Annotated in this window: 23 protein-coding genes; 14 read left to right on the top strand and 9 right to left on the bottom strand. The window is 66.5% G+C overall.

The features are described from left to right. The first annotated feature begins 49 nt into the window (after positions 1–49). Positions 50–400 (top strand): hypothetical protein, encoded by a 351-nt coding sequence (locus Apa02nite_RS26160; protein ID WP_203827314.1) that lies wholly within the window; start codon positions 50–52, stop codon positions 398–400. On the opposite strand, the gene Apa02nite_RS26165 is transcribed toward Apa02nite_RS26160, so the two are convergent. Further along, complete coding sequence (locus Apa02nite_RS26165; protein ID WP_203827315.1) at positions 397–1143, bottom strand: dienelactone hydrolase family protein; 747 nt, start codon at positions 1141–1143, stop codon at positions 397–399. The two genes, Apa02nite_RS26160 and Apa02nite_RS26165, sit on opposite strands and share 4 nt — an antisense overlap. Before the next feature lie 89 nt (positions 1144–1232). On the opposite strand from Apa02nite_RS26165, the gene Apa02nite_RS26170 reads away from it, so the two are divergent. Together Apa02nite_RS26170 and Apa02nite_RS26175 are read left to right on the top strand one after the other, a co-directional pair. Continuing rightward, complete coding sequence (locus Apa02nite_RS26170) at positions 1233–1790, top strand: TetR/AcrR family transcriptional regulator (protein WP_067690783.1); 558 nt, start codon at positions 1233–1235, stop codon at positions 1788–1790. A gap of 113 nt (positions 1791–1903) precedes the next feature. Continuing rightward, positions 1904–3373: a cellulose binding domain-containing protein gene (locus Apa02nite_RS26175; protein ID WP_203827316.1), complete on the top strand. Its 1470-nt coding sequence runs from the start codon at positions 1904–1906 to the stop codon at positions 3371–3373. Between the two features lie 81 nt (positions 3374–3454). Here Apa02nite_RS26175 and Apa02nite_RS26180 read toward each other — a convergent pair whose 3' ends face one another. Next, positions 3455–4066, bottom strand: coding sequence for a TetR/AcrR family transcriptional regulator (locus Apa02nite_RS26180; protein ID WP_203827317.1), 612 nt, complete (start codon positions 4064–4066; stop codon positions 3455–3457). Positions 4067–4172: 106 nt separating this feature from the next. Between Apa02nite_RS26180 and Apa02nite_RS26185 the strand changes: the two genes are divergently transcribed. The 4 genes from Apa02nite_RS26185 (at position 4173) to Apa02nite_RS26200 (ending at position 8968) form a co-directional block, all read left to right on the top strand. After that, positions 4173–4655 carry a MarR family winged helix-turn-helix transcriptional regulator gene (locus tag Apa02nite_RS26185; protein ID WP_232344140.1) on the top strand — a complete coding sequence of 161 codons (483 nt, stop codon included), beginning with the start codon at positions 4173–4175 and terminating at the stop codon, positions 4653–4655. Further along, positions 4652–6232 carry an MDR family MFS transporter gene (locus Apa02nite_RS26190; protein WP_203827318.1) on the top strand — a complete coding sequence of 527 codons (1581 nt, stop codon included), beginning with the start codon at positions 4652–4654 and terminating at the stop codon, positions 6230–6232. The genes Apa02nite_RS26185 and Apa02nite_RS26190 overlap by 4 nt, the downstream gene beginning before the upstream one ends. Before the next feature lie 200 nt (positions 6233–6432). Then, positions 6433–8022 carry a GGDEF domain-containing protein gene (locus Apa02nite_RS26195; protein ID WP_239164572.1) on the top strand — a complete coding sequence of 530 codons (1590 nt, stop codon included), beginning with the start codon at positions 6433–6435 and terminating at the stop codon, positions 8020–8022. Positions 8023–8203: 181 nt separating this feature from the next. Further along, positions 8204–8968, top strand: coding sequence for an SAM-dependent methyltransferase (locus tag Apa02nite_RS26200; RefSeq protein WP_232344150.1), 765 nt, complete (start codon positions 8204–8206; stop codon positions 8966–8968). Between the two features lie 336 nt (positions 8969–9304). Here the strand turns inward: Apa02nite_RS26200 and Apa02nite_RS26205 are convergent, their stop codons facing one another. Then, entirely contained in the window at positions 9305–9643 is a 339-nt protein-coding gene (locus tag Apa02nite_RS26205; RefSeq protein WP_232344136.1) for a hypothetical protein, read from the bottom strand. Positions 9644–10180: 537 nt separating this feature from the next. Here Apa02nite_RS26205 and Apa02nite_RS26210 point away from each other — a divergent pair. Then, positions 10181–10417, top strand: coding sequence for a DUF397 domain-containing protein (locus Apa02nite_RS26210; protein ID WP_067690766.1), 237 nt, complete (start codon positions 10181–10183; stop codon positions 10415–10417). 335 nt (positions 10418–10752) lie between these two features. Here Apa02nite_RS26210 and Apa02nite_RS26215 read toward each other — a convergent pair whose 3' ends face one another. Beyond that, positions 10753–11643, bottom strand: a complete 891-nt coding sequence (locus tag Apa02nite_RS26215; RefSeq protein ID WP_067690763.1) for a Sco1979 family transcriptional regulator — start codon at positions 11641–11643, stop codon at positions 10753–10755. A gap of 316 nt (positions 11644–11959) precedes the next feature. Between Apa02nite_RS26215 and Apa02nite_RS26220 the strand changes: the two genes are divergently transcribed. From Apa02nite_RS26220 to Apa02nite_RS26240, 5 genes are all read left to right on the top strand, one after another. Continuing rightward, positions 11960–12250 (top strand): hypothetical protein, encoded by a 291-nt coding sequence (locus tag Apa02nite_RS26220; RefSeq protein WP_239164573.1) that lies wholly within the window; start codon positions 11960–11962, stop codon positions 12248–12250. Next, positions 12247–12429, top strand: coding sequence for a hypothetical protein (locus tag Apa02nite_RS26225; protein WP_067690757.1), 183 nt, complete (start codon positions 12247–12249; stop codon positions 12427–12429). Before Apa02nite_RS26220 ends, Apa02nite_RS26225 begins: the two co-directional genes overlap by 4 nt. A 123-nt stretch (positions 12430–12552) precedes the next feature. Next, the gene (locus Apa02nite_RS26230) at positions 12553–12903 is read left to right on the top strand and encodes a winged helix-turn-helix transcriptional regulator (protein ID WP_203827319.1); all 351 of its coding nucleotides are present in this window, start codon (positions 12553–12555) and stop codon (positions 12901–12903) included. 96 nt (positions 12904–12999) lie between these two features. Then, on the top strand, positions 13000–13584 hold the full coding sequence (locus Apa02nite_RS26235; RefSeq protein WP_239164574.1) for a malonic semialdehyde reductase: 585 nt from the start codon (positions 13000–13002) through the stop codon (positions 13582–13584). A gap of 155 nt (positions 13585–13739) precedes the next feature. Further along, positions 13740–14036, top strand: coding sequence for a DUF3040 domain-containing protein (locus Apa02nite_RS26240; RefSeq protein ID WP_083971300.1), 297 nt, complete (start codon positions 13740–13742; stop codon positions 14034–14036). On the opposite strand, the gene Apa02nite_RS26245 is transcribed toward Apa02nite_RS26240, so the two are convergent. Together Apa02nite_RS26245 and Apa02nite_RS26250 are read right to left on the bottom strand one after the other, a co-directional pair. Beyond that, positions 14033–14869: a phosphoribosylaminoimidazolesuccinocarboxamide synthase gene (locus Apa02nite_RS26245; protein ID WP_203827320.1), complete on the bottom strand. Its 837-nt coding sequence runs from the start codon at positions 14867–14869 to the stop codon at positions 14033–14035. The two genes, Apa02nite_RS26240 and Apa02nite_RS26245, sit on opposite strands and share 4 nt — an antisense overlap. A gap of 129 nt (positions 14870–14998) precedes the next feature. After that, positions 14999–16237 carry a DNA cytosine methyltransferase gene (locus Apa02nite_RS26250; protein WP_203827321.1) on the bottom strand — a complete coding sequence of 413 codons (1239 nt, stop codon included), beginning with the start codon at positions 16235–16237 and terminating at the stop codon, positions 14999–15001. Positions 16238–16340: 103 nt separating this feature from the next. On the opposite strand from Apa02nite_RS26250, the gene Apa02nite_RS26255 reads away from it, so the two are divergent. Further along, the gene (locus Apa02nite_RS26255) at positions 16341–16805 is read left to right on the top strand and encodes a very short patch repair endonuclease (RefSeq protein WP_275412524.1); all 465 of its coding nucleotides are present in this window, start codon (positions 16341–16343) and stop codon (positions 16803–16805) included. Between the two features lie 333 nt (positions 16806–17138). Here the strand turns inward: Apa02nite_RS26255 and Apa02nite_RS26260 are convergent, their stop codons facing one another. The 3 genes from Apa02nite_RS26260 to Apa02nite_RS26270 form a co-directional block, all read right to left on the bottom strand. Further along, positions 17139–18344: a NaeI family type II restriction endonuclease gene (locus Apa02nite_RS26260; RefSeq protein ID WP_203827323.1), complete on the bottom strand. Its 1206-nt coding sequence runs from the start codon at positions 18342–18344 to the stop codon at positions 17139–17141. A 232-nt stretch (positions 18345–18576) separates the two neighbouring features. Further along, positions 18577–19443 (bottom strand): protein NO VEIN domain-containing protein, encoded by an 867-nt coding sequence (locus tag Apa02nite_RS26265; RefSeq protein WP_203827324.1) that lies wholly within the window; start codon positions 19441–19443, stop codon positions 18577–18579. After that, positions 19427–20980 carry a DEAD/DEAH box helicase gene (locus Apa02nite_RS26270; protein WP_239164575.1) on the bottom strand — a complete coding sequence of 518 codons (1554 nt, stop codon included), beginning with the start codon at positions 20978–20980 and terminating at the stop codon, positions 19427–19429. The genes Apa02nite_RS26265 and Apa02nite_RS26270 overlap by 17 nt, the downstream gene beginning before the upstream one ends. Positions 20981–21025: the final 45 nt, after the last annotated feature.

Here is a 21025-nt window from a genome sequence, read left to right on the forward strand (position 1 = left end):
GTTGCCGTTTTCCGCAGCGGCGGCCTTCTTCACTACCAAGGAGACAGACGTGGACGTGGTGGACTTCTGGGTCCGGTCCTGGACCTCGGACGATCTGACCGCCGCCCGCCGGCTGCTCACCCCGCACGTCGAGGTGGAGTGGAACCTGGACGCGCCGGTCGACGACGAGGAGATGCTCCAGGTGCTGCACCGGATCGCCGCGTTCGCCGACCGGGTGGAGCTGACCGCGCGGACCGACGCGATCGACGGCGCCGCGCTGATCTACGACCTGATCGGGCCGTTCGGCTCAGCGCAGCTCGTCGAACTCCTCGCGGTCGAGCAGAACCTGATCACCGAGGTGCGCCACGTCTACGACGTCACCGCGATCGACAGGTACTTCCCCGGCCTCTACGCCAACTAGAACGCCCGGTCCAGCAGCGCGAACAGTGCCGCCCAGTGCCGCTGCTCGCCCTCCGGGTGGTGCATCGCCGTGTCGGACATGGTGAACCCGTGCGGCGCACCCTCGTACACCTCGGACGTGTACTTCACCCCGGCGTCGGCCAGCGCGGCTTCCAGCTCCGCGATCTGCTCCGGCGTCATCGAGCTGTCGTTGTCGGCGTGTCCGAAATAGACCTCACCGGTGATCGACCCGACGCCCCGGTGCGGGCTGTCCGGCTGGTCGCCGACCACCCGGCCGGCGTGGAAACTGCCCAGCACCGACACCCGGTCCGGCAGCGCCGAGATCACCCGGAGCGCGTTCATCCCGCCCATGCAGTAGCCGAAGATCCCGGCCGGACCGGCCGCGACACCGTCCTGCGCGGCGAGGAAGTCCAGGTACGCCGTGGCGTCCGCGACCACCCTCTCCGGCGTGAGCTCCTGCATCATCGGGCCCAGCTTCGCGAACGCCGCGCCGCGCTCCTTCTCGTCGGTGAGCACCGCCGGGTCCACGATGGGGCTGCGCTGACTGCGATAGAACAGGTTGGGGAGCAGTACCGCGTACCCGCGCTCGGCCACCCGGTCGGCCATCTCGCGCAGCCGCGGGCGGACACCGAAGGCGTCCATGAACATCAAAATCCCCGGGTACGGCCCGGGCCCGTCCGGCTTGACGAAGTACGCGTCGGAGAGGCCGTCCGCGGCCGGAACGTCGATCGAAGTCTGTTGCATCGCCGCATCCCTTGAACCATTGGTCATGATCGGGGCGACCGTAGCACCGCCTGACGGGTTTACCGCCGGAACGTCGTATTCTTCGTCGTATGGCCACCCGGCTGCGTGCGGATGCCCGCCGAAACCGAGCGGCCCTGCTCTCCGCCGCTCGCGAGGTCTTCGCGGAGCAGGGCCTGGACGCCTCGCTGGACGAGATCGCCCGCCGCGCCGGCGTGGGCAACGCCACCCTGTACCGCCGTTTCCCCAGCCGCCGGCACCTGATCGCCGAGGTCTTCGCGATCCACATGACGGCCGCGGTCCACCTCGCCGACCAGGCCTGCGAGCACCCCGATCCGTGGGCCGCGTTCGTCGGCTACCTGACCCGGGTCTGTGAGCTGCAGGCCACCGACCGGGGCCTGGCCGAGCTGCTGGTGACCACGATGTTCGACGACGACGAACGGCTGTCCGCGCTGCGGGCCACCGCCCAGCGGCGCGCGGTCGACGTGCTGGTCCGCGCGCAGCGGGCCGGGCGGCTGCGCCCCGACTTCACCCGGCACGACCTGTGGCTGGTGATGATGGCGAACGCCGGGGTCAACCGGCACGCCACCGACCCGTACGCGTGGCGCCGGCAGCTGGCCCTGCTCATCGGCGGCCTGGCGACCCGGTGACCGGACGGTCACCGCACGGCTTTTAAGGATCTTTAAGGCTGCTGCCGGAGACCGTTAAGACGCTTCGGCGCAACAATCGCTCCGTCGTCTTCCCCGGTGATCGGAGTCCTTCCATGCAACGCAGCCGTCTGCGGCTCGCCATCTACTCCACGGCCGCGGTCCTCGCGGTCGGTGGTGGCATCGGCGCGGCGGTCGCTGCCACCACCGGTGGCACGGGCAGCCTCACCGCCAGCTTCACCAAGGACAGCGACTGGGGCACCGGCTACCAGGCGCACTACACGATCCAGAACGGCACCGGCGCCGCGGTGAACGGCTGGCAGCTGGTCTTCGGCCTGCCCGCCTCGGCGAAGCTCAGCACCTCGTGGGACGCCACCGTCACCACCAGCGGCAACGTCGAGACCGCGAAGAACGCCGGCTGGAACGGCACCATCGCGGCCGGCGGCACGATCTCCTTCGGCTTCGTGGTCAACGGCAAAGGCGACCCGACGAGCTGCACGATCAACGGCGCGTCCTGCACCGCCGGCGGCGTGGTGACCACCGCACCCACTGCCACCGCGACGGTCGCGCCCACCAAGACCGCCACCGTCGCGCCCACCAAGACCGCGACGGTCGCGCCCACCAAGACCGCCACCGTCGCGCCGACCAAGACCGCGACCGCGTCACCGACCGCGACCGCCACGGCCAACCCCGGCACCGGTACGGGCGGCGGCGTGCTGGTCGCCCCGTACGTCGACATGGGTGTTCTCTCCAACGGCGGCACGCTCTCCGCCCTGGGCACCGGTGGCAACGTCAAGTCGTTCAGCCTGGCGTTCGTGACTGCGGCCGGCTGCAAGGCCAGCTGGTTCGGCGCGTTCGACCCGCGGGCCAAGCAGTTCGCCGACCAGATCAGCGCGGTCCGCGCGGCCGGTGGCGACGTGAAGGTCTCCTTCGGTGGCGCGACCGGCGTCGAGCTGGCCCAGGCCTGCACCTCGACCAGCGCGCTGCAGGCCGAGTACCAGGCCGTGGTGGACGCGTACCAGCTGAAGTACATCGACCTCGACATCGAGGGCGCGGCCTCGGCCGACACCGCCTCGATCACCCGCCGGTCGACCGCCCTCGCGGCGCTGCAGAAGGCGAACCCGGGTCTGAAGATCTCGCTGACCCTCCCGGTGCTGCCGGAGGGCCTGACCGCGGACGGCCTGAACGTGATCACGTCGGCCAAGTCGGCCGGCGTCGACCTGGACCTGGTCAACATCATGGCGATGGACTACGGCCGCTCCGGCCAGGACTACGGCGACCTGGCGATCCAGGCGATCACGTCCACCAAGAACCAGATCAAGTCGCTCTACGGCAACAGTGACGCGGCGGCCTTCAAGATGGTCGGCGTCACCCCGATGATCGGCAAGAACGACGACAACGGCACGTTCAGCCAGAGCGACGCCAAGGACGTTGTCACGTTCGCCAACGCCAACCACATCGGCTTCGTCTCCTTCTGGGAGATGCAGCGGGACAAGAACGCCTGCAACGGCGCGCTGTTCCAGTGCACCAACGTCGCGCAGACCGCGTTCGAGTTCTCCAAGATCTTCGCCGGCTTCAAGGGCTAACAGCCGGCTCACCAGAAGAAGGGCCCCGGATCGCCCCGGGGCCCTTCTTCGCTGTCCAGAACTATTCTTCGCTCTCCAGAACTAAACGAAGCCGCGGCCGGTCTCGTCCAGCGACTCCCGGGCCAGATCGTGGAAGCTGATGTCGGGGCGGCGCTCCAGCCACACGTTCAGCGAGACACGCAGCACGGCCAGGAACGTGGTCGCGATGAGCTGCGCTCGTACCCCCAAGGGGTCACCCGGACCGAGGCGGACCGCAACCTCGGCGGCGAGTTCGCGTTCCAGCGCGGCGAACGTCTGCACCTGCGCCGCGGCCAGCGACGGATGCCGGCGAACCATCCGGCTGCGGGCGATCCACTCCGGATCGAGGTCGCCCTGCTGGCCGTAGAACTCCTCGGCCGCGGCGCTGAGCGCGGCCCACGGCGACTCGGTCGCCGGCCGCTCCCGGGCCAGGCCCGCCAGCAGCCGCATCCGTTGCAGGTCACCGTAGAAGAGCGCTTCCTCCTTGTTGGCGAAGTAGTTCGAGAACGTCCGCCGGGAGACGCCCGCCTCGTCCGCGATCGCCTCGACCGTGATCTTCTCCGGCCCGTGCTCGAACGCCAGGCGCAATGACGCCTCATGCAGCGCCTGCCGGGTGGCCGCCTTCTTCCGCTCGCGCAGGCCGGGCTGCTCCGGCTCGGAGGTCGTGGCGCTCATGCCGCCGAGCGTACCGGCGACGCTCATCACTTCCCAACGGGAAAACTTGCGCACTGGGCAACTTGAGCAGATAGTTGTATGTACCAAGCACTGCGAAGGAGCCGCCATGACACACCCCGGTGGCACCGAACGGCACCAGCTGCTGGCGACCATGCACGAGGTCATCAAGGCGGTCCGCCTGCTCAAGCAGGACCGCCCACCGACCCTCGCGGCCGTCCCGGTGGGCACCGTCGGCGTCCTCTCCGAGATCCGCGCCCGGGAGACCACCGGCTGCCACGCCAAAGAGCTGGCCGCCGACAACGCACTCGACCCCTCCACGATCAGCCGGGCCGTCGCCGCCCTGGTCCGCACCGGGCTGGTGGCCCGCAGCGCCGACCCCGCCGACGGCCGCGCCAGCACGCTGCACCTGACCGACCAGGGCCGGGACGTCCTCGACGCCGCACAGGCGCATTACGAGACCCGGTTCGCGGCAGCGCTGCGCGACTGGAGCCCGCAGGAGATCACCGACTTCACGGCCGCGCTGCAGCGCTTCGCCCGCGACCTCATCGACCAGCACACCCACGCACCTGAACTGGAGGCGGCGCGATGAGCGCTCCGACCATCACTCGCTCGGAACCGGGAGCGATGACCCACCGCGAGATCCTGGAGGCCCTCTCCGGCCTGCTGCTCGTGCTCTTCGTCGCGATGTCGAGCTCGACGATCGTCTCGACCGCGCTGCCGCGGATCATCGGTGACCTCAACGGCTCGCAGACCCAGTACACCTGGGTGGTCACCGCGACCCTGCTGACCGCCACCGCGTCCACCCCGATCTGGGGCAAGCTGGCCGACCTCTACAGCAAGAAGACGCTGGTCCAGATCTCGATCGTGGTGTTCGTGCTGGGCTCGATCCTGGCCGGCATCACGCAGAACACCGAGCAGCTGATCGCCGCCCGGGCCTTCCAGGGCCTCGGCATGGGCGGTGTGCAGGCGCTGGTCCAGGTCGCCATCGCGGCGATGATCCCGCCGCGGGAGCGCGGACGGTACAACGGCTACCTCGGTGGCGTGATGGGCCTGGCCACGGTCGCCGGCCCGCTGCTCGGCGGCGTGATCGTCGACACCGACGCGCTCGGCTGGCGCTGGTGCTTCTTCATCGGCATCCCGCTCGCCCTGGTCTCCCTGGTGGTGCTGCAGAAGACCCTGCACCTGCCGGTGATCCGCCGGAGCAACGTGAAGATCGACTACCTGGGCGCCACCCTGATCGCGGCCGGCGTCAGCGTCATCCTGGTCTGGGTGTCGTTCGTGGACAGCTCGTTCGCCTGGATCTCCTGGCAGAGCTTCGTCATGGTCGGCGCCGGCGTGGCCCTGCTCGCCCTGGCCACCTGGGTCGAGTCCCGGGCCGCCGAGCCGGTCGTCCCGCTCTCGATCGTCCGCCAGCGCACCACCGCCCTGTCGATCCTGGGCAGCCTCGCGGTCGGCATGGCGATGTTCGGCGGCGCGGTCTTCCTCGGGCAGTACTTCCAGATCGGCCGCGGCTACAGCCCGACCGAGGCCGGCCTGCTGACCGTCCCGATGATGTTCGGCCTGGCCCTCGCGTCGACGATCGCCGGCCGGCTGATCACCCGGAGCGGCAACATCAAGCCGTACGTGGTGGCCGGCACGATCATCCTGGTCGCCGGGTTCGCCGGGCTCTCGTTCCTCGACCACGACACCCCGCTCTGGTACGTCGGTATCGCGATGTTCCTGGTCGGCGCGGGTGTCGGCATGTCGATGCAGAACCTGGTGCTGGCGGTGCAGAACACCGTGTCACTCAAGGACATCGGCGCGGCCAGCTCGACCGTCGCGTTCTTCCGCTCGCTCGGCGGCACGATCGGCGTCTCGGTGCTCGGCGCGGTGCTGGCCCACCGGGTGTCCGACTCGATGACCGACCAGCTCGCCGCGATCGGCGTGCAGTCCACCGGTGGCGGCGACGTCAGCCCGCTGAACCTGGGCAGCCTGCCGCCGGCCATCCAGCACATCGTGCGGGTGTCGTACGGCGACGCGACCGGCCACATCTTCCTGATCTCCATGGGCATCGCGGTGGTCGGGGTGATCGCCGCGATCATGATGAAACCGGCCAAGCTGCGCAGCACGGTCGATCTGGCCGCACCGAAGACGGACGAGCCGGAACTCGCCGTCACCAGCAAATAGTTCTCTCCTGGCGGCGCCCGGACTCCACCGAGTCCGGGCGCTGTTCCCATTCCGCGACCCAGATCACCTGCCGGAAACCGAAACCTTCTGTTGACAGAGAGCTAACCTCGGTTGACGGAGAGCTGATCATCGGCACGGTTTTCCTCAGCCCGGGCTCTCCGTGACCGATCAGTCGGCCGACCACGGAGAGGAGCCCCGGGTTGAACGAGCGTGTGATGGACGCCGAGGCGCTGTCGGCCGTCCTCCTCAGCATCGAGGACAAGCGATCCTGGGACGCCCGCGCCGAGCTGATCCGGACGAGCGAGCTCGAGCAGCTCGCGATCGACCTCGGCGACGAGCTGCTCGCCATGCGGGCCCGACTCTGCAAGATCAATATGCGGATGCGCTGCGGTGACCTCGCGGCGGCCGCCGAGGACATCTGGCACGTCAACCAGTGGGCGGTCGAGCACGACGCCCACCAGCTGCTGGCGCGCACCCACCTGATCTGGACCTCCATCCACCTGCACCTCGGCGACGCCGAGCAGGGCCTGGAGCACGCGGTCCTCGCGGTCGAGCTGCTCGACGACGAGTCCACCGATCACATGCACGTCTGGCACCGGACCAAGCTGGCCGACGCGCTGTATTTCGCCGACGACATGGACGGCGCCCGGATCCGGTACGCCCAGGCCGAGGAGGTGGCGCTCCGGCTCGGCTCGCCGGCGCTGCTCTGCCTGCTGAACAACTACGCGTACGTCGAGTCCACCGGCGGCGACCAGAAGCGGGCCAACGAGATCGCCGAGCGGCTGCTGCGGCTCGCCGACGAATGGCACATCCCGATGGAACCGGCATTTCTCGACACCATCGGTTCCATCCAGATCATCAACGGTGACTTCGCGGCGGCCGAGGAGACCATGCGCCGCTGCCTCGAGCTGCACGCCAAGGGCAAGTGGGACGACGCCAACGACATGGCGCAATACCTGGTCACCCTCGCCCAGGTGCAGCGCGGCCTGGGCAAGTACGACCTGGCCCAGGCCAACCTCGAGGAGGCTCACCGGCAGTGCCTCGAGCGCGACCTCGGTGAGTCGCTGGTCCGCCTGCACCTCGAGCAGGCCGAGCTGTACGCGGCCCGCGGCGACTTCGAGGCGGCCTTCGCCGCGCACAAGGTCTTCTTCGAGGCACACCACCAGCAGCAGTCCCTGCAGAAAGAGGCGCGCGCCCGGACCCGGCAGGCCATGTTCGAGACCGTCGAGGCACGTCAGGAGGCCGAGCGGTTCCGCGAGCAGGCCCGCCGTGACCCGCTCACCGGCCTGCACAACCGCCGGTACGTCGACGAGCGCCTGCCCGACCTGATCCGCACCGATCCGGCGCTGACCGTGGCCCTGGTCGACCTCGACCACTTCAAGCAGATCAACGACCAGCTCTCGCACGACGTCGGTGACCAGGTGCTGGTCCGGGTGGCGCAGGTGCTGGCCCGGGAAGTGGCCGCGGCCTGCCCGGAGGGTTTCGTGGCCCGGATGGGTGGCGAGGAGTTCCTGGTGGTGCTGCCGGGCACCGCCGTGCCACGGGCCACCGCGCAGCTCGACGACATCCGGCGCACGCTCCGTAACCAGCACTGGTCGCCGATCACCCGCCACCTCCCGGTCACGGTGAGCATCGGTGTGGCCGGTCTGATCGATGCCGAGGAACGCGCCCAGGCACCCCTACTGTCCACTGCGGACGGTCATCTGTACGCTGCCAAGCACGGTGGACGTGATCGTGTGGTGTCCGCCGCTGATCTTCGGGGGTTCGCCGGACACGCCTCGGCCGCCTGACCTTGCCGTCTCACTCCGTAGTCAGAAACGGATTGCGGGGGTTAAGTCGGTCAATCGTTGGCGCTAGGCTGTACGCGCTGTCGAAGATCGACGGTCGGGTTCGGCGCGCAAGGAGGCGGTCGTGCAAAGCAGTGGCAACTCCGCAACCAACGAGGTCGCCCCGCCCGGCGTCAATATCAACGTGCCGCACTCGGCCCGCATCTACGACTACTGGCTCGGCGGCAAGGACAACTTCGCCGTCGACCGCGCGGTCGGCGAGGCGATGATCCAGGCTATCCCCGGTATGCGGTACATGGCCGGCGAGAACCGCAAGTTCGTGCACCGGGCCGCCCGCGACCTGGTCGCCAAAGAGGGCATCCGCCAGTTCCTGGACGTCGGCACCGGCATCCCGACCCGGCCCAACCTGCACGAGATCGCCCAGCAGATCGCGCCGGAGACCCGGGTCGTCTACGTCGACAACGACCCGATCGTCCTGGTGCACGCCCGCGCGCTGATGCTCAGCTCCCCGGAGGGTCGCAGCGAGTACATCAGCGCCGATCTCCGCGACGCCGGATCGATCCTCAACGATCCGATCCTCAGCGACACGCTCGACCTCACCAAGCCGATCGGCCTCACCCTGATCGCCGTGCTGATGCTCCTCGCCGACGCGGACGATCCGTGGAGCACGGTGGCCGCGCTGCGCGACGCCATGCCGTCCGGGAGCTGCCTGGCGATCACCCACCCGACCGCCGACTTCAACCCCGACGAGGTGAACACCGCGGTCGCCGCCGCGACCGGCGCCGGGATGACGCTGGTGGCGCGCAGCCAGGAGGCGGTCGCCCGCTTCTTCGGCGACTGGGAGCTGCTGGAGCCGGGCCTGGTCCCGGTCTCGGCCTGGCGGCCGGACACCGAGGTGGCCGATCCGCAAGCGGCGTACTACTGGGCGGGCGTCGCCCGCAAGCCCTGAGTCGTGCTCCCTCGGGCTTCTTCCACGCATAACGCCTGAGGCGCACCGGATCGGCCCCGCCCACTGCCCGGGCGGGGCCGATTTCTTTCCGGTGGTCCAGGCCGGCTTTCCACTTCCGGCCTTTTCCCGGTACGTCGGGAGAGCGGCGTCCCGGGCACCTTGCCGTCCCCGCCTCCCGCCCCGGCGGGGTCCGGCAAGCCTCTTACTTTTCCGCGGCCATCTCACACAACCCCTTGTGACCGCCGACCGCGGCGTCTGTCACTCCCCCGGCGCTGTCGCTGGGGTGGAAGACCGAGTGGGTGGTCCAGCACGGGGAACCAGACCACCCACCCGGCGTCATACCGGCGTGTCTCGCAACACCCGAAGTCTTGGCCGTTTGCAGGCCGGTGGCACCGGGACGCGCCCGGCCCGGATCAGCACCTCGCGGACCGCACCCTCGCGGCCGTCCGGATCGACCACGATGCCGCGCACACCGAGCCAGGTCTCACCGTCGTGCGGGATCGGCCGGTGCCAGTCGACCCGGACCACCCGCATCCGCAGCGTGCCGATGCCATAGCAGTAGTCGGACTCGGCGAACTCGTGCACCGGCCAGCGGGGCCGGCTCGGCCGCAGCCGGTCGTCACGGACGCGCGGCGCCGAGGCCATCCACCGCGAACGGGCGTGCGGATGCCCCACGGCCTGATTGCCGTGACAACGGACGAGGTCACTCGCGCGCGTCTGACTCACCCTCCTCGGCCGGCGGCTCGGCGACGGTTGTCCCGCCGGGCCGACTCAGTGCGTAACGAACACTGCCGAACCGGTGACTGACCGCGCTGGCCCGCGAGGACGCGGCGACCACGTCATCAGTGATCGCCAAGTCCCGATGAACCGGTGGCGGATTGCCCCGGCGCGGACTCACGGCCGCACCGGGGTCACCCGAATCGGGGTGTTCTGGGCCGATGTTGGGAATCGACATGCTGGTTAACCTCTCGCTCGGACGCCCCCGCCAGGGAGCCTTGCGTCGAGGCCGCAGACGTCGCTCCGCGACCGGCCCGTCACCTAAAGATGTCACCCTGAGTGACCCTCCTTCGGTGCCTCACGTGAGTTATCATGCTCAGAATCCCGTGCCTACGCAAGGCCAGATGCACGTGCATTTGCATCACCACCGATTTAGGCATGCGGACAACACCTCCCGGGTCGAAGGGCGATCCGGGCAGACCGAGGGAGCTACACATGGCCTACGTGGTCAACGGCATGCCAGCCGGTCAGCTGCAGGACGTGACCTGGCAGAAGAGCCGTCGCAGCAACCCGAGCGGCAACTGCGTGGAGTGCGCCGTCCTGCCCGGCGGCGACGTCGCCGTGCGCAACTCCCGCGACCCGGAGGGCGCCGCCCTGATCTACACCCGGGCCGAGATCGTGGCGTTCCTGGGCGGGGTTCGCGATGGGGACTTCGACAACCTGGTGGCCTGAAACAGCCAAAAACCGGCCCGGTCGGAACCTGCCGACCGGCCATCTTGACGAGCGCGTCCGCCAAGCGGACGCGCTTCGTGCTTTCCACCCCTGCCCGCACGGGCGCGGGGTCACACGGGCGCGGGGTCACACGGGCGCGGGGCACGGCCGCAGGGCCCGCTGGCGGGTCGCTGGCTGGTGCTCAGGGGTGCCTCAACGCCCGCGAGAGACCCCTGGCAGCCAGCCGGAGCCGGGCACGCAGGCACGGCCGGGAGGCCGGCTGGTGCTCAGGGGTGTCTCGACGCCCGCGAGGCAGCCCTGAGCGCCAGCCGAGGACCGTGGGTGGGCGCGGGGGCTCAGATGGGGCGGCCGACCTCGTGGAGGAGCTTGCCGAGGATCTCCGGGGTGTGGTTCGGGGGCTCGGCGTCGATGCAGACCCGCTCCATCGCCATCGCGTACTGGTCCACGTCCTCGCGCTTGTCGAGGTAGATCGCGCTGGTCAGCTGCTCGACGTAGACCACGTCGGGGAGCTCCGGCTCGGGGAACCGCAGGATCGCGAACGGGCCGCCGGCCGCGGCGTGCCCACCGGCGGTGAACGGGATGATCTGCAGCCGCACGCTCGGCAGCTTCGACGCCTCGATCAGCGACTCGATCTGCGAGCGCATCACGTCGACACCGCCGATCGGCCGGCGCAGCACCGCCTCGTCGATCACGGCCCACAGCTGAGGGCCACCCGGACGGGTGAGAATCTGCTGCCGCTGACGCCGTACCTCGACCCGCCGGTTGATCTCCTCGGCGGTGGCACCGGCATGCCCGAGCATGATCACGGCGCGCGCGTACTCCGGCGTCTGAAGCAGACCCGGGACAAACTGGATCTCGTACGTACGAATGAGCGTGGCGGCGGCCTCGAGCCCGAGGTACGCCTGGAACCAGGACGGAAGGACGTCGTTGAGTTGCTGCCACCAGCCGGGACTGTTCGCCTGCCGGGCGAGGCCGATCAGCGCGTCGCGCTCCTCGCTGGCGACCACGCCATACAAGGTCAACAGGTCCGCGACGTCGCGTTCCTTGAAGCTGACCCGGCCGAGCTCCATCCGACTGATCTTGGAGCCGGAGGCACGGATCTCGTACCCCGCGGACTCTCGGGTGATCCCTTTCGACTCCCGCAGCTTCCGAAGCTGGGAACCGAGCAGAATGCGCAGCACCGTGGGGCCGCCGCCCGGCGCCTCCTCCTGCGTACCCGCGCTCACCTGACTCCTCGTCGCCGCGTAGTGACTAGCGGAATGCAACCGGATGCATCCTAGAGCGGAGATCGTCTACCGCGAAACCATGTCAAGCGTAGTCCCGCAGAAGCGGATGCGCGCTCGGATGCACGTGCAGACGGCCTTGCGGACGCACTTGATGACGAGCATGATAGCTGACAGACACGTACCGACTGCTAACGCAGCGTTGATCTAGCCAGCCGTCTGGAAATTTCGGCTGCTCGGCCGAGGCGTCCAGTTGGCGCTGCCTACTGGCCCCCCGATGCCGCCTCGAGAGCTTGGAGGCAACGCGATGTCGAGTTGGATGACATCAACGCCGACAGTCACCCCGCCCCAGCGTGACCCGGCGGATGTGGCACCGTCCGAGAGCTACCGCCCGGCCGACCCGGTGTGGGTTTACCGCAACGGCTGGCGGGCCGGCATCATCGAGGCCGCCTCACGTCGCGCCGTCACGGTGACCTATCACCCGGACACCCAGCACCGTGGCACCGGCGTCGACACCTTCACCGCGCCGTACGTGACGTCCCGCGACCACGACGACCCGACACTCGACAACCGTGGCCTCCGGCTGGTCCGGCGAAAGCCGCTGGCATGACCGGCGCCGTCACGGTCTCCGCGATCGTCGGCCTGCTGAGCCTCTTCTCCGGCGTGGCCCTCGGGTGGTATCTCCGGCGTACCAATGACTGGTGTCCCACCTGCGGCGAACAACTCACCTGCGGTGACTGCAAGGTCGGCGTGCACTGGCACGAGCAGCAGGCCGCAGCCAGCAACTGACCGTCTTCTCCCCGCCCATCGCGGCTGTCTCCTCGCCGGCCCGACACGGCTGCCTTCTCGCCGGCCCGCCGCGACCGCTGCGATGTGGGTTGACGCAGGCACGGCCGGTGTAGCTTGGCTGCCATGAGGGCGGCGGAACAGAGCACGGCGGCCGGTCACCGGTCGTGCGCGAGTAAGGACGCCTCGCTCGCCCGCGCCTTCGAGTTCCTCGGTCGCCGTTGGAACGCCGCGGTGCTCGGCTCCCTGGAGGACGGACCCGCGGGTTTCCGCGAGCTGTCCCGCGCGATCGACGGCATCAGCGACTCGGTGCTGTCGAACCGGCTTTCCTGCCTGGTCGGCGCCGGCCTGATCGCCCGCGACGTGGAGCCCGGCCCGCCGGTCTCGGTGTCCTATTCACTGACCGCTGCCGGTCAAGCCCTCATGCCGGCGCTCGGTCACATCGCCGCGTGGGCCGACGAGCACCTGCCGCGGTGATTCTCTTCACCAGTCGTCCCCGTGGCTTTCTGATCGTGACCCGCTAGCTTTTTAGAAGTGGATACTCTTTCTGAAGCGAGCCCTGTTCGTCACGCGGTGCTAACCGCCGAGGGCCGCAGCCTTCTCTTCACCGACGCGCGTACGGCGTCCTTCTTCGCGCCGACCCCGGTCACCGACGAGGAGCTCAAGGAGATCTGGGAGCTGGCCAAGTGGCCGCCGACCCAGGCGAACACCCAGCCGCTGCGAGTGCTCTTCGTGCGTACCGCCGAGGGCAAGGAGCGCCTGGTCAAGCACCTGGCCGAGGGCAACCGGGCGAAGTCCTCGAGCGCGCCGGTCACTGCCGTGCTGGCCCTGGACACCCAGTTCCACGAGCACGTCCCGCAGGTCTTCCCGCACAACCCGGCCCTCAAGGAGATCTTCGAGGGCAACGTTGACAAGCGGATCCAGGACGGCACGTTCAGCGCCGCGCTGCAGGCCGGGTACTTCATCATCGCGGCCCGCGCGATCGGCCTCTACGCCGGCCCGATGACCGGTTTTGACAAGGCCGGGGTGGACGCCGAGTTCTTCCCGGACGGGCGCTTCAAGTCGCTCGCGGTGGTCAACCTCGGTCACCCGGCGGAGAACGCGTACAAGGGCCGGCTGCCGCGGCTCGATGTGGCCACCACGGTGCAGTGGGCCTGAGGCTTCCCCTCGTACAAAATCGGGGTTTTATGCACCAGCGGCCCGGCGGCGAACCGCCGGGCCGTTGTCGTGTGCCGGACTCGCGTTTCCTGGTTGACCGGCCGTGGCGCGGGGTATTTTCGAGCCGTCCACCCTGGTGAACCGGAGGTGTCGGCGTGCTCGATCCGCGGGAAGAGCGAGAATTCGACGGTTTGGTGACCCGGTTGCGGGACACCGACCCAGGCTTCACGGCGCGGGTCGATCAGCTGCGGCTCCGCCAGCGCCGCCGATGGGCGACGCTGGCGACTCTGCTGTGGATCGTCGCACCGTTCTGTCTGCTCTACGGCGGGTGGACCGGCGCGCTGGAGGCGGTCCTGGCCATCGGTTACGGCGCGTGGCTGATGCGCAAGCGCAACCGCGCGGCCGACGCACCGACCTGGCCACCGTCGAATGATCGTTTACAGCTGGATTAAGACCACTTGTCGCCGGTCAGGCGCTCGTAGACCTCGACATACCGGTCGCGGGTCGCCTCGACCACGCGGTCCGGCAGCTCCGGGCCCGGCTCGGTCTTGTCCCAGTCGGTCTCCCGGGTCGCCCAGTCCCGCAGCACCTGCTTGTCGAGGTAGCGCTGCACGTCACCGGGCTGCCACTCGTCGGCCGCCCAGAACCGTGACGAGTCCGGGGTGAGCAGCTCATCCCCGATCTTCAACTCGCCGTCCTTCAGCCCCAGCTCGATCTTGGTGTCGGCGATCAGGATGCTTTTGGCCGCCGCGATCTCCGACCCGCGACGGTAGATCTCCAGGGTGATCCGCCTGAGCTCGTCCGCCTGGTCCTTGCCGACCTTCTCCTGCACCTGCTCGAACGTCATCGGCTGGTCGTGACCGGCCCCGACGGCCTCCTTGGTGCTCGGCGTGAAGATCGCCTCCGGCAGCCGCGACCCTTCGATGAGTCCGGGCGGCAGCGGCACTCCGCTGACCGCGGCGTCGCGCTGATAGTCCTTGAGGCCGGAGCCGGCAAGGTAGCCCCGCGCGATGCACTCGACCATCACCATGTCCAGGCGCTCGCACCGGATCGCCCGACCCTGCCACTGCTCCGGCACGTCGGTCGACGAGATGATGTGGTTCGGCACGACGTCGCTGAGCTGGTCGAACCACCACAGCGAGAGCTGAGTGAGAATCTTGCCCTTGTCGGGGATCGGCGTCGGCAGGATGACGTCATAGATCGAGATCCGGTCGGAGGCGACGAGGATGAGGTCGCCCCCGTCGGCGTAGACGTCCCGAACCTTGCCGGAGTGCAGCAGCTCCACGTGGTCCCCTCAGGTGTGGCCGGTTGGCGTGCAGTTTCACGCTATCGAACCACCCAAGATCCCGGCCGACAGGCAGGGAAGATATCCGTGCCCTCACGCGAGGCCGCTGCCTCGCGTGAGGGCACGTCCTCAGCTGATGCTGGAGAGATTCTTCTGGAACACGTCGTGTCGCTGGTGGTCTTCCTGCCCTAGGAAGGCCTTGAATCCACCCAGCCGGTAGGCGGGCCCCGTCGACCGCTCATCGATCTCGACATCGAAGTCACGGCTCAGCAACCCGATCCGCCGCTCCAGCTCAGGCACCTCAATGCCACCTGCCGAACGGAGCAACTGCGTCTGGGTAACGAAGCCTTCTGCCTTGCGGAGGTTGAGGTAGATCGGATCGTGGTCGGCAGGAACAGCAGGCGCGGGAGAACCCTTTTTCTGCAGCGCCCTCATAATGGACTTTCCGACAGCAGCCGCGACAGGTGGCGGGAAAGCGTTGCCAATCTGGCGGTACATAGCCGTTTTGCGGCCCACGAAGTTCCACTTGTACTCATCCGACCAACCCTGGATCCGTGCAACCATCTCGCAGGTCAGCTTGGGACCAAGTTTGAAGGTCGCACCGGGCTGAGGTGGCTCGTTGGCAACACCCATGGCATCGACACCCAGCTCGGCCCAGGCTCGCTTGGCGCGCGTCGGACCGAGGTCCGCACCGCCGTGCTTCTTGGAACCGCCAACGATGGTCGGGCCAATCTTGTTTGCCTTCGCCGCCCAGTCGGCCGCGCCTTCCCAGCCAGCGGCACCCATCATGTCTTCAAGTGCCTCGCCGACGGTGGTGACCTGTTCAACCGGTTCTGGCCAGGAAAAATAAGGCGCATATTCTTCCTTTAGCGCCACGAGGACAAAGCGCGGGCGGAGTTGTGGGACACCGTAATCGGAGGCTTGAAGTAGCTTCCAGGATGCCACATATCCGAGCGATGCCAGGCGGTCCAGGACGTGCTGCCGATAGCCCGAGAATCGGGGCATACTCAGGCCCCTAACATTCTCCAGAAGCAGGGCTTTCGGTTTGACGACTCCGGCTAATTCGACCGCCCAGGCGAACAAATCTCGTTCATCCGTGGCGCCCAATTGCTTTCCGGCAATAGTGAAGGGCGGGCATGGAACACCGCCGGCGAGGAGCGCCACGCCTTTGTAATCGACCGGGTCCCACGTATTCGGGTCAGCAACATCCCCGAGCGCGGTCTTCCATGAAGGCCGGTTTTCCTTCAGCGTATTTAGTGCATTCCCGTCCAATTCAACGGCGAGTGCATGTTCAAAGCCAGCCCGCTCCAGGCCTAACGCCTGGCCACCAGCGCCGGCACAAATCTCTACGACTTCGAAGCTGGCCATAAGGCCTCCTTTCAGGGCTAGGCATGCGCAAAACGACTGCCGAGTATCTTGCCCTAGACCGGACGCACGGCAAGCGCACGCCACGTGGATGCGGGGGTGAAGGGTGCCACTGTCCCGAGATGACGCCGAGGCCCGCCGCAGCCAGGCTCATGCGAAGGGCCTTTACCCTGCCCCACTCAACGCTGGCCGCTCGCGGAACATGCAGGCGAACCGCCGCACCGATACGAAGCCTGAGGTCATCCTCCGCAAGGCTCTGCATCATCTCGGATATCGCTATCGAAAAGATCTCCTGGTCAAGCTGCCGGAGACACGCGTCCGGCCAGACATCGTCTTCACCCGGCGCAAGATCGCCGTGTTCGTCGACGGCTGCTTCTGGCATGCATGTCCTCAGCACGGGCGGCAGCCAACGACAAACGAGTGGTACTGGTCTCCAAAACTCCAGAGGAATGTCGAGCGGGACACCAGAGTCAACGCTGCGCTGCGCGGCGCTGGCTGGACCGTGCTCCGCTTCTGGGAGCATGAACCCTTGGAGACAGCTCTCCAGACCATTCGCTCTGCGCTGGACTGACCGAACATACGTACGACCCTACCTTGCCCCTAGTCCCATGGCTAGCATGCACTCGTCACAATTGCCGTCACCTTGTGCAGAAGATCGCAGCACAGGATGCTGCTAGCGGCGCGAAACAACTCGATCAACCTTCACAGTCCCGCCGCTGCGGATCATTACGGGTGTGATGAGCCACGGCCCACGCCTTCCAGCCTCAGCTACGTCCAGCAGGCGCATAGCCCTCGGTTACGCCGCACGGGAAGTGGAACGTGCTGCCCTGGCGCGGACCTCCAGGCGGACGTCAGCGATGCTGCAACGAGCTACTAGAATCCGCTCAGCATGCCGAGTCGGTCTCTAGAGACTTGAGTCACCGTCTCCCGCGGCGCCTGGCGCCACGCTAGCTCGCTGAACGCCGGAGACGGCAGCAGTTTCTGCAGCAGCCACAGCGGCTTTCACTTCTCGCTCAACGACATCAGCCTCTGCTAGGGCTTCCACCAGAGTCAGCTCGGCCGCCTTACGTTCTAAGGCTCTTCGATTTCGGATGCTTTTCATCTCCGCAATCATTTCACGCCGGAACGCCTCCGCCTCCTGGTGTCGAATTGGGTCCAGAACCGCCCGCCGGTTCGGCGTGCTGCCATCAGTTCGAAGTGCCACCCATTGCGTGTGATGGTTAATAACCGGACCGCCGAGCTCTTTAGACCGCGCCCGGTCTTTCAAAGCACGGCCGTTCAGCACCTCGAAACCTTCACGTGCAAGCTGCGCTTTGACTTCTCCGCGGAACCGGCGGGCGTCGTCCACCTGCTGGCCGATCGCCTCAATTACCCTTCGATGAATTACAAGTCCTTCACACCGCATGAACAGCTCACGCGCTCTGGCGTTTCCCCCACGAGGAGCGAGAATAGCTTCACGGTCGGATTTACTAATGCTCATGAGGAAGTTTTCTGGCAGGCGCCCTTCACCCATACCGACAATCCACCGGGCCTCCGACAAACCTTGCGGGCGCTGAATAGCTCTTTTCAGGTCCCGATTTCGACCTGAAACAAGAACACTTTCAGTAATTCGAATCAGGCCAACTGCCATCTTTTTGGTCAGGTCATCTCCGTGCACTAGCAAGCAGATATGACCAACAGCCTCGTGCGGAATCTGCCAACCGCCGTACGTGCGGGACCACTTGCAGTCAACATCGATTCCGTCAATATCGAAATCCATCCCTTGCCTTCCTTCGGGCAAGTTAAACTTTTGGCGCAAGACATTTTCGATGTTGACGCCAACGTAAGCTTTCTCTTGATTATTGCACTGGTCGAGATTCCAGCGCCGCGTGCGCCCTGACGCAATCACCTCATCAAGGGCCTGCCGTATAGCGGGCCCGAATTCAGCCGATTTGCCGTTGAAGTACTGGTAAGCGGTATCTAGATCGGAATCTAGAGGCAACCCGACGGTTTTGGACGGACCAGGAACGTCCTGCGAGTGAACAGCAGGCAGAGCCTCGTCGTCGGACAGAGTGGTTCCCAGGTCGCTGTCGAGCCCGAAGATTGCTTCCTCATCATGTTGACTCTCCACCCGGTTCAGGATGCCAGTTGCGATAGGGCAACTCACAGACGGCAGGCGGCGAGCGGTACTCGTAGGGTCGGCGGCTATGTCACCCCTGGGTGCATACGAGTTTCTGCCAATACTGCTTCTCCATCTGCGCCCCGGTCCAGCAGAGGCAGTTGCCTGACGAACCGAACCTCGGTTGTGCTTCGCCGTTAAGCGGAGCTGAGCCAGCAGCGCCCATAAGGGCAAGGACCTAGCCTCACGATGCCGGCCCCGGCCAATCGGCATCACCCGTAAGCAGCGGCGGCACATGAAGACCCAAGACCGGCTGGAGCGAAGGGATCCCTGGAGTCAGGGCGCTTGAAGGTACGTCTATCCGGCACGACTCCCATCGCCCGAAGACGCTCCGGTCAGTCGGCACAGCGGAAGCCAGCCAGTGGCGATCAACCGTAGCTACAGCGGCGATCCCATCGTCCGTGTTGAGCCGTACGGCCACCAACTGCCAGGCCGGGTCGCGGCGCATGGTCTCGTACTCATTGCGCGACAGGAAGATCTTTAGACGACCCCGCCGGGTAGTCGACTTCACCTCGATATGCAAGACGAAGCCAGCGGCGCCGACAGCGACGTCATACCCATATCCATCGGCTATTGCCGCGACGTGATCGACGTCCGCATCAAGGCAAGCTCGAAGTAGATCTACGAGCGCTGCTTCCCCAACCGCACCTACCCGGACGCGTTCTGCGGTGTCGACCTTTCCCCATGCCGTGACCACGTAAGCGAATGCGGTAGCTGGCGCCAGCCCGAGAGCTTCGGCCGCGCGAATGGCGTCGTCCGGCATCTCATCGGGAGAACGCACCAAATCGACGGCATCCTTGAGCCAGCTGGTATTGGCATGGCTAATGGTCGCTGCGAAAACCCGCTGCTCAGAAGGAAGAGCGCTGTGGAGATCGTTCAGAAGACCAGTATCTCTGAGCCACATGTACGCAGCCTCGTACTGCGTTGGAGTAAGGTCGCTGAACTCCCGGTGGTTCGTGAAAAGTGCACGGCAGCGCGCCACGCTGGAGAGCGGCAGCCGATCAAGCCACCGCACGGCCGCACGCAGTAACGGCTCAGGCAACGTGGACACGTAAATGTCCCATTAGCGCTTGAAGATCACGGTTGTCGAGGCCAGCCCCGATAGCAGGTTCCTCTTCGAGGTCAGCCAGACGCTGGACGGCCGGATCATCAAGGATCCGACCCATAAAGTTCAGCTTGTCACTCAGCCGCTGTTCGACAATCTCGTCGATCGTTCCCTCACTAGCGAGGACAGTGATGCGGGTTTCAGCGTCGGGAGCCAGCCCAAGACGATGAATGCGATCGAGACTCTGCAGGAAACGGCCAGCCGCAAAGTCACGGTCAACATATACGGCGTCGTGGCATTCGTGATGCAGGCTGATACCTTCTCCGAGCGTCGCAGGATTTGACAGTAGGACGGCGCAGCCGGGGTCGTTCCGAAAGCGCCTTATCTCTGCATCACGATCTTCGGTGCCGCCGTGGACAATGGCAGGATTGAACTCCCGGAGTACCTCGCGCAGAGTATTTAGGCTGCGGATGAACGTCGACCACACCAGCGTCTTGCGTCCCTGACTCGCGTTGGCAGCCACAATTGCCAACGCCTCCTGATATTTCGGGGACATCTCGTAGCTCGGAAGGTCCCGCATGAGTGCGGACAGCGGGGCTCCGTCTGGGACACTGAGCGGCGGCACTTGGTACATAAGCGGCTCGTAACGCGTCGTCCCAACGGACAGAAGCGCAGGACTTGTGGCGGCCATGAGCATATAGACGACGATCTTGCCCATTGCCTGGAGATCGTCACCAGCATCGGATATCCGGCCCGAGAATCGCCCAAGTAGAGCCTCGTAAATTTCCTGATGAAGCGCCGGCATGGCGAGCGGCCGGATAGCTGTCGTGACAGGCGGCAAGCGAAGCTCAGTCTTGGTGGTTCTGGAGAACAACGGCTTCAAAGTGCGGCTTGCTTCCACCAGATCGCCCCCAGCAACCGCCTGGATGACCTTCTGACGACCGTGCCCTGGCCAGACAAAACTAAAGAGGTTCTCCAGATCTTTAACGCCGTTCGGCGCGGGTGTTCCCGTCAGGATCAGCCGGTGGCGCGCCCGTGGCCCGAGGGCAAGGCAGGCTGCGCCGTACGTACCTTCGGCCCCGAGCTTCATCCGGTGCGCCTCGTCGAGCAGCAACATTGACGGACGGTCAGCGAGCCAGGCCCCGAGTTCGTTCACCGCGCCATCGAGACGCTCATAGTTCAGGATCAGCGCATCGGCAGTGGGATCTGACGGGCGGGAGAAGATCTCCATCCGCAGGGGATCCGCTAGACACCGCTGGTTTTCCTCGTGCCAGGCCTCATAACACGATTTCGGGCCAACGAGGAGTAGCCGCTGAACCTTCCCTGCGTGCCGCAAAGCTTCGAAGACAGCGAGGCCGACTCGGGTCTTACCGGCGCCGGGAACGGAAAAATTTGCTCCATGGCGCAGCGAAAGAAGCTTCGCAATGTCCCTACGCTGGAATCCGGTCAGTTCACCTATCCAGTTCGGTCCCAACAAATCTGGGATTTCTTCAGGCTTCACCTCGCTATCTCCGGTGTTCCCGGGCTCGAGGCGACGAGCCACAGTCTGAGCATCAGCCGCGGAGTCAGCGGCAAGCGTCGCTAGCCG

The sequence above is a fragment of the Actinoplanes palleronii genome, from assembly GCF_016862315.1.
In the GTDB taxonomy this organism is placed as follows: domain Bacteria; phylum Actinomycetota; class Actinomycetes; order Mycobacteriales; family Micromonosporaceae; genus Actinoplanes; species Actinoplanes palleronii.